The organism is Marinimicrobium sp., from assembly GCF_002695945.1.
GTDB lineage: Bacteria > Pseudomonadota > Gammaproteobacteria > Pseudomonadales > Cellvibrionaceae > Marinimicrobium > Marinimicrobium koreense.
Map to the genome: position 1 here is coordinate 76171 of NZ_NZQP01000050.1, position 15110 is coordinate 91280.

The window sequence follows — 15110 nt, forward strand, 5'->3', positions numbered from 1 at the left end:
TTTCNAAAATCCCCTCNAAAGCCCGCCNCTCTGGGGTTTGCTACNNNTTNAGAAGTAGTCCGAATTACCATTTTTGTGCTGTGNGTGGCGATCAAAGTGTCTGCTCAGTCACAGCATTGCCNGNTCATGNGGTGTACGCTGACGTCCANCGATGTATTCAATGAGGCAATCCNCCCATGGCCCTNTTANCNCGTACCCNATCGGACGCTCCNGTCGAAGAAACCCGTGACTGGTTGGTCNCGGAAATTGCTCCNCATCAGTTCAGTGCNCANCGNTCCGCACTGGTTCAGGGGAGCTGGACGGGCTGGTTTGATATGGCGGTCTGGCTGAAAACNCCGGCGGGNGCCATGCANCCGCTGCAANTGGANNTGGTCTANCGNGATNGTNCCGGGGAGCAGCGGGTGGCNATTGACCGGTGTCCGGTCGGGGGGCANCGCACGGTTCTGTTGAACGCNTCGCTACCACTGACCTTTTCCGGGCGTGTCCAGTGGGCGGCCTTTGTCCTCAAGCGGCTGGCGCCNGAAGCCAAGGTCAGCCTGGATNTGTGNCANCTGGTTCCNCANGAGCGTCGCCNGCGTTTCGCCTGATCCATTGCANCTGNTGACNGCCTGCTATACTGAGGGCTCTGTTCGGAGTCCNCAGTATGTCTATTGTTTTTCNACGGTTGGGCGCNTTNGTNNTNTGGATNGCNTCCCTGCCGGTNTTTGCCNCCAATGTTCAGCTCGGCACCAATGTGTCGGACTTTGAGCAGTTCTACAATCGCGGTGGCGGCTCCGTCGANCACATTCAATGTATTTTNGACCACNTGGGNTATACCCCCGAGNTTCAGCGTATGCCCTGGNGACGNGCCCGACAGGAGGTGTCCACGGGCAAGATNGATGGGTTTTTTACCGCGATTCACACNCCTGAAGTNGACAANTACGCCACNNTGTCGNCNCCNCTGTTNCTGGAAAACTGGTANTGGTANTGGNCNGCNGGCACNNANGCNCCGGNCNAANNGCGCNNNGGNGGANTCCGGNTNGGNGCCATTCTGGGCAGTCACCANGCGGTNTGGCTGGANCAGCANGGCTACCCGNTNCANATGCGGATCAACAGNNTNCCNCAGTTGNTCAANNTGCTCNTGAGCGGCCGNATTGATGCGTTTATCGCNGACCGGGACCACATGAGNGCGGCNGTCGAGGCGCTGGGGGTCGACNNAAACCAGTATCAGGAGCGGTTTTTACGTTACATGCCGCTGGGCGTGTACTTTGGCGATGAGTTTCTGACNNCCCGTCCGGAATTTCTGAAGGCCTTCAACCGGCATATCATCGANTGCACGGANAGCGGNTTTGTCATGTCGGCCCTGGAGCAGGCTGAGCTGCANAGCTGGCTATCGCCCCTGTTGAGCGAGTGGCAGCGCACCCCAGGNNTGGTCGCAGCNCTGANAGCNCAGAATCGGCANCANNCNGANCTGGNACAAGAGGCGTTGGTACAAATGGATCAGGCCTGGCAGGAGGCCTTCCGCGAGGGGGCTTATGGCGAGGTTCAATCCTGGCTGGATCAGGTGCTGTCGGATCGACTGCGCGCCCTGGCCGTCGACGCNGACGGCCGCATCACCGAGGTGATTCTCACCGACTTGAAGGGCCTCAATGTGGCCGTCAGTGATATGACCTCGGATTACTGGCAGGGTGATGAAGCCAAGTTTCAACGGGCGNTCGCGCTGAGCGCCGGACAACTGAATTTTGAACCGGTGGAATACGATGAGTCCACCCGGCGCTTTCAGGTACATGTCAGTCAGCCGGTGAAGGATCCCGATACCGGCGAGTTGCTGGGTATGTTGATCGTGGGAGTGGATGTCGACAAGGCGTTGTCACGCCCCCACTGACCGAGGCCTACGGGCACTCGGCCTTTTCTGCCGCAGGTTCGGCGTCGCCCGCCTCGGCGGCCCGGCGCACCTCATTTTTGCGCTGCGCTTCGGCGACCAGTACTGATCCCCAGCTGCGCAGGCGCTCAAATACCCACAGGCAGAACCCGAGGGCGCCCACTGCCAGTGCAATACCCACCAGTCCCAGGTCATCCTGCTCGGAAAAACAGGTCCAGACAAACTGCCCGACACACAGGGTTGCCACCACCAGCAGGATCGGCTTGCGGCCGATTTTATCGACGATGAACACGCCCAGAGGTGCGCCCAGGGCGACGACGGGTGCCGCTGCAAGCCAGTTCTCAAACACACCGGGTTGCCAGCTGTTGGTGACACTTTTGATAAGGACCCCGTACAGTGAGGCCAGAGCCATGATGACCACCGAGGTGGGAATCGCGATCTTCAGGTCCGCCCGGCACAGCAATACCAGCGCCGCATAGAGCACCATATCAANGCCCACCCCGGTGACCGACACCGCCAGCAGGCAGGCAACCAGCCCGAGTACAAACCCGACCCGGTGATCCCAGTGCTCGTCGAACTCGGTCATGCCGACATGGCCCGCAATTTCACCAATCCGGTACAGGTGCAGCACGCCAAAGCTGCCCCAGAGCACCGCGAAGGTGACCTTGATCCACAGGTCCGGAATCAGGGGGGCGAAGAAAATGATGCCAATCGGGGTGCCAATCAGACCNCCCACCACGGCGCCCTTGAGCATGGACCAGGCCAGTGGCTGGCGGCGCGCCAGGATGAAAATGGTGGCGCTCACCATGCCGATGGACTGCACGGCGAAGCTGAAATCCCGGCCGAGCGTGGCGGGCATATCGAACAGCAACACCAGCACCGGAAAGCCGACAGTGCCCCCGCCCATGGGGGTGGAGCCCGCCGCATAGCTGCCGANCGCCATGGCCAGGGCCATGGGCCAGTGATCCTTCGCCGTCTGCCAGTGGCCGTCCATCTGNACCAGAAACAGCCAGGCGGTGTAAAACAACCCCAGCCAGAGAAACCAGACCCANANNTGNCGCTTGGGCGGCGCTTTGATGTTCATCTTATTTCAACGGCTTGTACTTCACCCGCCGCGGCTGCGCATTCTCACCTTTACGCTTCACAAAGTCCTCGTGGTACTCGGTGTAGTTGCCCTCAAAGAACACCACCTCCGAGTCACCCTCGTAGGCGAGAATGTGGGTGGCCACCCGGTCCAGGAACCAGCGGTCGTGCGAGATCACCATCACACAACCGGGGAACGCCAGAATGGCCTCCTCCAACGCGCGCAGGGTTTCAATGTCCAGATCGTTGGAGGGTTCGTCCAACAGCAACACGTTGGCGCCCTGCTTGAGGGTGTTGGCCAGGTGCAGACGGCCGCGCTCACCACCGGAGAGTTCGCCCACACGTTTCTGCTGGTCCGAACCCTTGAAGTTGAAGCGGCCCACATAGGAGCGCGAGTTCACTTCGTAGTTGCCGATGCGCAGAATGTCCTGGCCACCGGAGATGGCTTCCCAGACGGTCTGGTCATCCTTCAGGTTCTCCCGGCTCTGTTCAACGTAGGCCACCTGCACAGTCTCGCCCAGCTCGATCTTGCCGCTGTCGGGCTGCTCGGTACCGGCGATCATCCGGAACAGGGTGGACTTACCGGCACCGTTACCACCGACAATACCGACCACGGCACCTTTGGGAACGCTCATGGTCAGGTTGTCGATCAGCAGGCGGTCGCCGTAGCCCTTGGAGACATTTTCCAGTTCGATCACTTTGTCCCCCAGGCGCTCGCCCGGCGGAATGTAGATTTCGTTGGTCTCGTTGCGGGCCTGGAATTCCTGGCTCTGCAGCTCATCGAAGCGGGACAGGCGGGCTTTGTTCTTGGCCTGACGGCCCTTGGGGTTCTGACGTACCCATTCCAATTCCGCCTTCACGGCCTTCTGATGCGCGGCTTCAGACTTGGCTTCCTGCTCCAGGCGCTTCTCTTTGGCCTCCAGCCAGTCACTGTAGTTGCCCTCATAGGGAATGCCGTGGCCGCGGTCCAGCTCCAGAATCCAGCCGGCGGCATTGTCCAGGAAGTAGCGGTCGTGGGTGATGGCCACCACGGTACCGGGGAACTGCTGCAGGAACTGCTCCAGCCAGTAGACACTCTCGGCGTCCAGGTGGTTGGTGGGCTCGTCCAGCAGCAGCATGTCCGGGCGGGACAGCAGCAGGCGGCACAGGGCCACCCGGCGGCGTTCACCCCCGGAGAGTTTGGTTACATCTGCATCCCAGGGCGGCAGGCGCAGGGCGTCGGCGGCCACTTCCAGCTTGTGGTCCAGGTTGTGGGCATCCCAGGCGGAGATGATGTCTTCCAGCTCGCCCTGACGCTTGGCCAACGCATCGAAATCCGCGTCCGGCTCGGCGTAGGCGGCGTAAATCTGGTCCAGCTCAGCCAAGGCGTCCACCGCCTCGCGCACGCCGTCTTCCACATTGCCGCGTACGTTTTTTTCCGGGTCCAGTTGAGGCTCCTGGGGCAGGTAGCCCACGGAGATACCCGGCATGGGCCGCGCCTCACCGTTATAGTCCTTGTCCACCCCGGCCATGATCCGCAACAGGGTGGATTTACCGGCGCCGTTCAGGCCCAGAACACCGATTTTCGCGCCAGGGAAGAAGGACAGGGAGATGTCTTTCAGGATCTCTTTCTTGGGCGGCACCACCTTGCCAACCCGATTCATGCTATAGACGTACTGCGCCATGGGGGCTACAACCTCATTGAGACGGGGAATTCGCTGGTTACTATAAAGAAACGCGCAAGGTACCGAAAGCGCGGGAAGAGTGCAATCAGCAAGAAGAGGGGGGAGGGGACTGTCGGATTACGGCCTTCGGCCTAATCCGACCTACTCAGACTATGGAATATCAAGCCATCCAGTAGGTCGGATTAGGCCAAAGGCCGTAATCCGACAAGGTAGGTTCGGTAACCCGAGTAAGTCGGATTAGCGCGCAGCGCGTAATCCGACAAGGTACTCACACAGATTACTGACGGGTGCAGTAGGGCCCGATCAGGGTACCCACAAAACCACCGGCCACATTGGTGCTGAGGTTGGTGGCATCCACCCCTTCGGCCAGGGTGTGACGCTCGCCATTCACCTCGTAATGGGCACTCATCTGTCCGGCATCAAANGCCATCGACAGAACCACATTCTCGGTGNTNGNCAGTGGGGCCGCATTCACCAGGGTGTCTTCGGTCGAACCCTGNCGNCGGTACAGCGCNACCTGGTCTTCGCCGNNGTNCTGGGTGATGGCCAGGAAGATCAGNTTNTCATCGTTCTGCACCGCCGCNANNCCGGCCCGGTCCTGATCNGCNTGGGGNTCAAAGGTCACCGTGGTGGACAGGTCGGCAATGTGGTGNTGCTGGCGCCGACCCAGGAAGGCGGGTACCGAGTNCAGNTCGCCCAGGCCATTCTGACAGTTCAGGCTGAGCGTGCCGTTGTTCACNTCATNGAAAANNCCGCTGTCCGGGTCGCGAACGCCCATCCAGCCCAGCGCCAACTNGTNNCCNTCNAANTCATCGGTATAGCCAAAGTCACCCGACTGGNGCGGATTCGGTGTGGGNTGNTCGGGCAGTTCCGGCTTNTCCANNGCAAANGGAATGCGCTCGCCCNGNGGCAGAATGTANGGCCAATCGTTTTCCCAGCGNACCGGCAGCAGGAAGGTCTCCCGGCCNATGTTGAACATNTCNTTGTCGTAGGAGCGGATCGCCAGGAANGTNGCCCACCAGTCGCCATTGGGAATCTGTACGAATTTGGCGTGGCCGGCGGCGATGATCGGGTTGTCCCGCTCAAAGTCCAGGTCGCGCTGGGTCAGGATCGGGTTGTGCTCGGCGGGNGTGTANGGGCCCCAGACGTCGTCGGANCGGAANATGGTCTGGGAGTGNTGCACGCTGGTGCCGCCCTCCGCCGCGGTAATGTAGTAGTAGCCGTTGCGCTGGATGATGTGCGGCCCTTCNATCCAAACCGGCTGNGTGGAGATGTCGACCCCNCCGTTGATCANCTGCTTGCGCTCACCGACCATGGTCAGGTTCTGCCAGTCAAACTCCTGAATCCAGATGGCGCGGTGGCCGTCGTAGCGGGGNTCCTCATTGGGGGCGCCGTTGTTCAGGATGTAGGCCTTGCCGCTGTCGTCCCAGTGGATGGAGGGGTCGATGCCCTCAAAGCCCAGCCAGTGCGGGTCNGACCAGGGGCCGGTNGGGCTGTCGGCGGTCATCACAAAGTTGCCGCCGCAATCCACACAGGTGGAGGCCAGGTAGTAGGTGCCTTCATGGAAGGAGATGTCCGGNGCGAAAATCCCCCGGGACACTTCCAGACCNTTGTAATCAAACTGGTCGGGCCGGTCGATCGCGTTGCCGATCTGGGTCCAGTTGACCAGGTCCTTGGAGTGGTAGATCGGCAGCCCCGGAAAGTGGGTGAACGACGAGGTGACGACATAATAGTCGTCGCCTACCCGCGCCACGGTGGGGTCGGGGGCATAGCCGGAAATGATCGGGTTGCGGAATTCGCCTTCGCCCACCTCGACCTGCTCCTGGGACTGGCCCTCGTAGGTAAACCGGCTGAACTGGGCGGCTGTGGCCGAGGCCGTGCTCTCGGATGCGCTGGCCTCCGGGGACGATGATGCCGCGTCCGGATTGCCGTCACTGGTGGAGTCGCAGCCGACCAGGAGGGCAAACACGCTCAACAGTGAGCCTTTTATCAATTTATTCATACTATAAGTCCTCGTTATCCTGATGAAGAGTCGGATTTCAGTGGGCTGTTCTGACTCCCGATCCCGCGCGTAATCTAGCGTCTTGACCTAAAAAATATGACAGAAATGCTAATAATTTCTGCAAAGTGCAAGTATTTCAGCCACTTGCGGCTGTGAAGGTTATCCATCTGACAATAATATAATAATCACATATGGTACGAATAACTATAACGCCTTTTGTCGCCTCACTCAATTCCTTCCCTTTCGGGGGCTCAGGGTGGCTGGCGGAATTTTCTACCGTATGCGCGGTGGCCTGAGGGCCAGACGATAACCATAAAACGCAAGGTAGGTACTAGCGATGGAAGTTCCCTTTGAAAGACGACCCTTGTTCAGACTGTTTGGTGCGAGTGTGCTGGCGTTGAGCCTTTCGGTCGTCGCACACCCGGGCTATGCGCAGGAATCAGACGAAGAGACCGACGAGACCTCCGGGGCGGACACCGAGCCGTCCCTGGCGGAGTCCGCGCCGGCCCAGCCCTCCATGGAGGAGCTGGTAGTGGTAGGTGCGCGGCTTTCACTGGAGACCGCACGGGACATCAAACGTGAGTCAACCAATATTGTCGACTCGGTGACGGCGGTCGACGTCGGCGCCCTGCCGGACAAGTCGGTGGCCGAGGCCCTGCAGCGGCTGCCCGGCATTACCGTGTCCCGCTTCGCCGCAAACAATGACACCCAGCACTTCTCCGCAGAACCCTCCGGCGTGGTGATCCGCGGCTTGGACCATGTGCGCTCGGAATTCAACGGCCGGGATACCTTTTCCGCCGACAGCTCCCGGGGGCTAAGCTGGGAAGACGTATCGCCGGAGCTGATGAGCCGGGTGGATGTGTACAAAAACCAGAGCGCCAACCTGATCGAAGGCGGGATCGCCGGGGTGGTGGATCTGCACACCCGCGTGCCCTTCGACTTTGATGGCGAAATGCTGGTCGGCTCCGCCGAGGTCAACTACAGCGAGGTGGCTGATTCCTTCGACCCCAATGTCTCTGGCCTGTACAGCAACCGNTGGGAAACGGCGCTGGGTGANTTCGGCCTGNTGGGGCAGATTGCCACCTCCCGNCTGGANACCCGCAGNGAGGGCATCTATCTNGGNCGNATGGGNATTCANGANCCGGGCTATTTCGAGGAAACCCTGCCCGACGGCACNGTCCGNCCCACNCAGGAAGAGACCTATGTGCCCACCTTTATCACCGCCCGGGACAANCTGTACCAGCGGGAGCGCACCGGNGGTGCNTTTGCCGCCCAGTGGCAGAGTCCCGATGAAGAAATCGTGACCACCTTCCAGTTCAATCGCTCGGAGTACGAGCAGNTGAACACCGAGTACAGTGCACTGAACTTCCTGTTTGCCCTGTGGGGGCANCCGGCGGACCACGTCATTCCCGCGGACTGGCCNGACGGTACCTACCCCATGCCCGGNNAGACNTTCATGTTTCGAGANGACCGCAGCTTNCTCGCCGGTGAGCCCACCGCCGGACCGGGCTGGTGGGGCGGCAGTGAAGAGGAGGCGGCCGCCTTCGGGGTGAACGAAGAGGGCATCCCCTTGATGAACCCCACCGGCTGTGGCTGGGGCACCTCTCAGGAGTATCTCGAAGAATACTGTGAGGAACCCTATGACCAGCGGGCCGTGGGGATGGAAACCAATTCCCGGCAGATTCACAGCGAAAGCATGACCCAGGATGCGTCCATCAATATCAAGTGGGCACCCACTCACCAATTCCGCGCCAACTTCGACCTGCAATATGTCGATGCCACGCGGGACAGCTACGGTACCGCCGGCGCGTTGCAGAGCTACACTGGCATGTACGCGGACTTCAGAGGCGACCTGCCGTTCATTGAGTATCGGGACCCGCTGAATGTGAACTTCTCGGAGGGTGGGCTGCAGAACCCCAACTCCTGGAATTACGCCTGGGTTCAGGACCACAAGAGTGCCAGTGAAGGGGAGTCTCTGGCGTTCAAGGTGGACGGTGAGTACGACCTGAACGGCACCGACTGGGTGGAGTCGATCGCCTTCGGTGCGCGCACGGTCAACCGNGAGCAACTGGTGCGNGAAGCGTGGAANTTCCGTGGCATCACCAGTCGCTGGGAAAGTGCGGCCTATTTCAACGCCGACAAAACCGACCCCATNGATTCGGTCACCTATGCCGGGCAGGAAACCTTCTTTGGCGGCTACCCNGACCCCGANGANTCNNTGACCTNTCGGGCCTTCCCCACGGATTACATGGGTGGCGGCGTGATGGACTCCACCGAGTTCCTCTATATCGACCCGGAGGTCCTGGGTGATCCNGCNCNNGTGAATGAGTACTTTGATCGCCGCAACCTGGGNATCGGTCAGTTCTATCCNATCTGCTCCGCCGANGGGCCCACCCGGGGNCAGGAANTTCTGGATGCCAATGGCGACTCCACCTGCTTTACGCCCGGCGAGACGCTCACGGTGGAAGAAGAAGTGCATGCCGCTTACTTCATGGTCAACTACGGAGGGCCGGCGGCCACGCTGTTCAATACCGATNTCGGTGTGTCGGGCAANGTGGGTGTNCGCTACGTGGAAACCAACACCCGCAGCGANGGCAGNGTNAATTACGGCTCCTTCACTGACAGTCANTTGGAGTGTTACGANTTGACCGAGGGCAATCAGGANAANCCCGANGCGCCNAACNCNGCGCCGCCGTCNACGCCTTANTCNAGNGGCTGTTACCTGATCGGTGCCGANGCGCACAACGANCAGGTGCCGGATATGCCCGACACGGTGGATGATGGCAACGGCAACATCATNGACAACCCGGCCAAGGTGTANCTGCCCGAGCACATNGAAGGGTCCCGNGAGGANCTGGCNTTTCACGACGGCACCATTGCGCCNGTNGTNGGNGACAAAANCCANTACCACCTGTTNCCCAGTGCGAACCTGAAGCTGGATGTGACAGACAANGTGATTGTCCGTTTTGCCTACTCCAANGCCATGGCGAGACCNGACTTCAGCATGTTCCGNTANGCNGCCAACATCAACGAGCCGGGNATNGATGTGGGTTACTCCGCCCAGTGCAAAACCTACAATCAGGAAACCGACNCGGTGGAATCGGTGCCCAACTGNACGCCCAGCCCGGAACTCAGTTATGACGATCAGGGTCGTCTGACCGGNGCTCGNCCCCGTTACTCGGTCAATACCGGNAACCCGTANCTGGAGCCGATCACGGCGGATAACTACGANGCGACCTTCGAGTATTACTTCGANGGCGCCGGCATGTTTACCGTCAACCTGTTCCAGAAGGACTTNGACAACTACATCACCTACGGCACCACCGTGGTNCCGGTGACCAACAATGGNGTCACCCGGGATATGTATATCAACGGTCCGGTNAACGGCGANGGNGCCAGTGTCTGGGGCTANGAGGCGAACGTCCAGCGCTTCCTGGACTTCCTGCCCTCGCCNTGGGACGGTATCGGGTTTCAGGCCAACTACACGAAAATCTACAACCAGGGNATNGANAACACCAACTACGATGGNGCNGGCGGCGCGGTGGANGCCGATGCCGAACGCTACGTGAAAACCGATGCNCTGCAGGGNATGTCCGAGGACGCNTACAACCTGGTGCTGATGTANGAAAAAGGCGACTTCGCCTTCCGCACCGCGTANAACTGGCGCTCGGAGTATCTGGTGACCGCGAACGATTGCTGCAACCTGCCGGTGTGGCAGAGCGATCAGGGTTTCCTGGATGCCTCCATTCGCTACCGNCTGACCGATGGGCTGGANGTGAGCCTGCAGGCCAGCAACATCCTCGATACCACCACCAACCTGCTGCAACAGGTGCGCGGTTCCGATCACGAAGACTANCCGAACCACAAGGTNCCCACCGCCTGGTTCAAGAGTGATCGTCGCCTCTCNCTGGGNTTGCGCATGCGGTATTGATGGGTTCGTAACTCTCNCCTGCGAGGAGCCTTGCCCCGGACGCGGTGATTGACCCCGCCCNGGGGCCTTTTTGTTATAGTCGACNTAACCAACAAGAGGTCAATAACGTGAATTGGATAAAACCCNTGGGCATGGCCGCCTTNATGCTGTTGTCCGGCTGCAGTGGGCAGCCCGGTACGNTCGGTCAGTCAGAGCGCGGCGCGGAGCAGGGGGCGCACGATGCAAGTGCCTCATCGCCGTCGCCGGATCAGCGAGCAAGCAACCCGCTCATCTGGGCCGATGTGCCGGACCCTTCCGTCATTCGTGTGGGCGACACCTATTACATGAGCAGCACCACCATGCACATGAATCCCGGCCTGCCCATCATGAAATCCCACAATCTGGTGGATTGGGAGCTGCTGGGTTATGCCTATGACACCCTGTCGGACGGCAACGAATCCACCTTGAGCCAGGGCGAGCAATCCTACGGCCAGGGCTCCTGGGCCAGTAGTCTTCGCTATCATCAGGGGCGCTTTTACGTCAGCACTTTCGCCAACCACACCGGCAAGACCTATATTTTTTCCACCGACGATATTGAAAACGGTAACTGGGAGCGGGCTACTATTGATGAGCTCTTCCACGACGCTTCACTGGTGTTTGATCAGGGCCGGGTGTTCCTGATCTATGGCAACGATGACATCCATCTGGTCGAACTCAATGCCGAGGCCACCGCGGTCAAACCCGATGGTTTGAGCACCACACTCATTGAAAAAGCCTCAGCCATCGCGGGCGATGAATTCTGGGTGCCCTCCGAAGGGGCGCAGCTGACCCGCAAAGACGGCATGTACTACCTCAACCTGATCAGTTGGCCCGCCGGCGGTATGCGCACCCAGTTGGTGTATCGGGCCGAGCAGCTCACCGGGCCCTATGAAGGGCGCATCGTGCTGGAAGACCGGGGCATTGCCCAGGGCGGACTGATCGATACCCCGGACGGCGACTGGTATGCGTTTCTGTTCCGCGACTTTGGTGCGGTGGGGCGCATTCCCTATCTGGTCCCCGTGCAGTGGCGGGACGGCTGGCCGGTGTACGGCATTGACGGCAAAGTGCCCGAACGGTTGCCCATCGTCGCCACGGGTGATGGGCTGAATAATCTGGTGGCCTCGGATGACTTTGATTATGCCTCCGATGCCGATCTGAAGCTCGCCTGGCAGTGGAATCACAACCCGAATGACAGGGGCTGGTCGGTCACNGGGCNACCCGGCTATCTGACCCTCACCAACCAGCGCGTGGATTCCGGGCTGCTCGATACCCGGAATACACTCACCCAGCGGACCTTCGGCCCCAAATCCCGGGCCACGGTTGCTCTGGATGTCTCCGAACTGCGCTCCGGTGACCGGGCTGGTCTGGCCGCACTGCAGGCCAACTACGGGTTTGTCGGTGTGGAGCAGACTGACAGCGGTCGCGCGCTGGTGATGGTGAGCGGCAACGCCGAGCNGGAACAGGTGCAGGCGCGCATTCCGCTCACTCAGTCCACCGTGTACCTCCAGATCCGGGCCGACTTCGAGGACCAACGCGATCAGGCCAGCTTCTGGTACAGCCTGGATCAGGAGCAGTGGACCCGAATTGGCGAGCCCCTGACGATGGAATACACCTTGCCCCATTTCATGGGCTACCGCTTCGCCCTGTTCAGCTACGCCACCGAGCAGACTGGCGGTCGGGCCGCCTTTGATTATTACCGGGTGGAGTGAATCGTTNGCGNCGCCCNGNNTNAGTNGCCGGGCGGCCAAGGNCGCCCNNATANATTANAAGTAAAACTGTATTNCTATATGAAAAATTGTGNGATTTGCGGTAGTCTTCCCTTACCCCCAATAACAAACCACCTCTGAGTCAGTTGCCATGTTCAATCGTCTGTTGTCCGTCCTGCATCGTCCGACCTTACTTCAAGGGTTGGGGATNGTCTCACTGTCACTGCTGACGGCCTGTCAGCCCACCGATACCACCTCCCCGGATACGGTGGCGGTGGACGCCCAGCCGCTGACTTTCTGGTACGACCGGCCCGCCGAGGCCTGGACCGAAGCNNTGCCNCTNGGNAANGGNCGNCTNGGNGCCATGNTNTTTGGCGGGGTGGATCAGGCCGTGTTGCANCTGAANGAGGACACCGTCTGGGCCGGCGGCCCGCAGAATAACGTCAAGCCCTCGCTCAAGCCCCATCTGGAAAAAGTCGCGGAACTGGTGCTCGCCAACCGCCACGAGGAGGCTCAGGCCTACGCGGACGAGCACATCAAGTCCCACCACGACGGCATGCCCTACCAGACCGTGGGNAACCTGGTNATCGACCCGCAACACCCGGCNCANGNNGACGACTACCGNCGCNNGCTGGATATCGGTCAGTCTCTGGCNCAGGTGCGCTACCAGGTNGANGGCGTGACCTACCAGCGGGAAACCTTCGCCGCTCTGTCCGCCCCCGTCATCGTGACCCGCTGGACCGCCAGNGAGNCCGGAAAACTGGATCTGGATCTGGGCTTCAACAGCCCCATGGANCACNGNGTTTCCGTGGACAANCAGCGCCTGCGAGTGGAAGGCAAGGGNGGTGANCACGANGGNGTGGAGGGAAAAATCCGCTTNACCGCNCTGGTCAANCCNATTCTGGANGGCGGNACACTGGACAGTNCCGGCCAGGGCTTGCGAATTCGCGGCGCCGACCGNGTGACCGTCTACACCGCCATGGCCANCAANTTTGTCCGCTATGACGATGTGTCNGCGGACCCGNCGGCCCGNGCNGAGCAACACCTGGCNGACGGNCTGCGCCGCTCCTACGAGGAGCTCCGCTCGGCCCACATCGCNGCCTATCGGGATCAGTTNGATCGCGTCTCCCTGNANCTCGGGCCNGCGCCNGCGGAGGATCAGCCCACGGACCAGCGCCTGGCGAACTTCCGTGAGCAGAANGATCCNCANCTGGCGGCGCTCTACTTCCAGTTCGGCCGTTACCTGCTGATCAGCAGNTCCCAGCCCGGCACCCAGCCGGCCAACCTNCAGGGCATCTGGAATGANCAACTGACGCCNCCCTGGGACAGCAAGTACACCCTCAANATCAANGCCGAAATGAACTACTGGCCGGCGGAGTCCACCAACCTGTCCGAGCTGCACGAACCGCTGTTCGGCATGCTCAAGGACCTNNCGNTGACNGGNCGNGANAGNGCNCGGGANNTGTACGACGCCGANGGCTGGATGGTGCACCACAACACNGATATCTGGCGCNTNACCGGNCAGGTGGATGGAGCCTATATGTGGGGNCAGTGGNTGGGCGGCGCCGCCTGGCTCAGCCAGCATATTGGCTACCGNTACCACCATACCGGCAATCGGGATTTCCTCGCCGAGCANTACCCGATTNTGCGCGATGCGGCGCGCTTCTACGCCAGCGTACTGACGGAAGATCCGGATACCGGCTGGCTGGTTCTGGTGCCCAGTAANTCCCCGGAGAACGATTATCTGCACCGGGATGACGGGGTNCAGGCCGCCATCGANGCCGGCGTCACCATGGACAANCANNTGGTCTTCGACCTNTTCTCTCTGGTTGTGGAAGCGGCCGAGGTGCTGGGGCAGGATGCNGANNTGGCNGCNGAGCTGAGACAGTTGCGCGACCGGTTGCCTCCCATGCAGATCGGCCAGCATGGGCANCTGCAGGAATGGTTGCAGGACTGGGACAGCCCCGAAGACAAGCATCGCCATGTCTCCCACCTGTACGGCCTGCATCCGAGCAATCAGATCTCGCCCTACCGCACCCCGGAGCTGTTCAGTGCCGTGCGCACCAGCATGGAAATGCGCGGGGATGAGTCCACCGGTTGGTCCATGGGNTGGAAAGTGGGTATCTGGGCGCGCCTGCAGGATGGCAACCGCGCCTACAAACTGCTCACCGATCAGATCAAGCTGGTCACCGAGGACAGCGCCCAGTTTGAGGCCGGCGGCACCTACGCCAATATGTTTGCGGCCCACCCGCCNTACCAGATCGACGGCAACTTCGGCGTGACCGCGGGTATCGCGGAGATGCTGGTNCAGAGTCACGACGGCGCCATTCACCTGTTNCCGGCGCTNCCGGATGCCTGGCCGGAGGGTNACGTCAAAGGGCTGGTAACCCGAGGTGGCTTTATCATCGATATGNGCTGGCNTGAGGGCAACGTCAGCGAACTGAGTGTCCGCTCGACCCTGGGNGGCCCCCTGCGNTTGCGGGTGCACTCGGACCTGACNCCGGCCGGTGACTTCGCGNTGGAGCCGGTNCGNGAGGGCGCNCCNANCGACAATCCGCTNCTGCAGGTCCCGGTGATCAAAACGCCCATCATTCACCAACCCGAGGCGGTNCAGCCGGTGGANGTTGCNCCCAGNNANCTNCTGGAAACACAGACCCAGCGGGGTCANGNNTACCGTTTCAAGGGNTGANNATNGCNGNGCANNAGCCATGGNATGGCNNANGAATNCTGGCCAAATAGGGGGTATCCGGTCTATATTACCTTTTGGTAATGCAAGGATTCGACATGTTCAGCTTAAAAAGCAAGATTATGGGCCTGGCGACGGCNTTGATGGTNTTCGCNGCGC

General features: G+C 60.7%; 6 protein-coding genes. 3 read left to right on the plus strand and 3 right to left on the minus strand.

All coding sequences use genetic code 11. From position 1 onward, the window contains the following. Positions 1–1871 precede the first annotated feature (1871 nt). From CMG77_RS11440 to CMG77_RS11450, 3 genes are all read right to left on the minus strand, one after another. Positions 1872–2945 (minus strand): sulfite exporter TauE/SafE family protein, encoded by a 1074-nt coding sequence (locus tag CMG77_RS11440; RefSeq protein ID WP_286904534.1) that lies wholly within the window; start codon positions 2943–2945, stop codon positions 1872–1874. 1 nt (position 2946) lies between these two features. Continuing rightward, positions 2947–4608 (minus strand): energy-dependent translational throttle protein EttA, encoded by a 1662-nt coding sequence (ettA, locus tag CMG77_RS11445; protein ID WP_286904535.1) that lies wholly within the window; start codon positions 4606–4608, stop codon positions 2947–2949. Positions 4609–4885: 277 nt separating this feature from the next. Next, on the minus strand, positions 4886–6610 hold the full coding sequence (locus CMG77_RS11450) for a glycoside hydrolase family 43 protein (RefSeq protein WP_286904537.1): 1725 nt from the start codon (positions 6608–6610) through the stop codon (positions 4886–4888). Positions 6611–7127: 517 nt separating this feature from the next. Here CMG77_RS11450 and CMG77_RS11455 point away from each other — a divergent pair. The 3 genes from CMG77_RS11455 to CMG77_RS16220 all read left to right on the plus strand — a co-directional run bounded on the left by CMG77_RS11455 (position 7128) and on the right by CMG77_RS16220 (position 14954). Beyond that, a complete protein-coding gene (locus CMG77_RS11455) occupies positions 7128–10541 on the plus strand; it encodes a TonB-dependent receptor (protein WP_502691875.1) in 3414 nt (1137 codons plus the stop codon). A 143-nt stretch (positions 10542–10684) separates the two neighbouring features. Next, the gene (locus CMG77_RS11460; protein ID WP_502691876.1) at positions 10685–12268 is read left to right on the plus strand and encodes a glycoside hydrolase family 43 protein; all 1584 of its coding nucleotides are present in this window, start codon (positions 10685–10687) and stop codon (positions 12266–12268) included. Between the two features lie 148 nt (positions 12269–12416). After that, positions 12417–14954 carry a glycoside hydrolase family 95 protein gene (locus CMG77_RS16220; protein ID WP_502691873.1) on the plus strand — a complete coding sequence of 846 codons (2538 nt, stop codon included), beginning with the start codon at positions 12417–12419 and terminating at the stop codon, positions 14952–14954. Positions 14955–15110 lie beyond the last annotated feature (156 nt).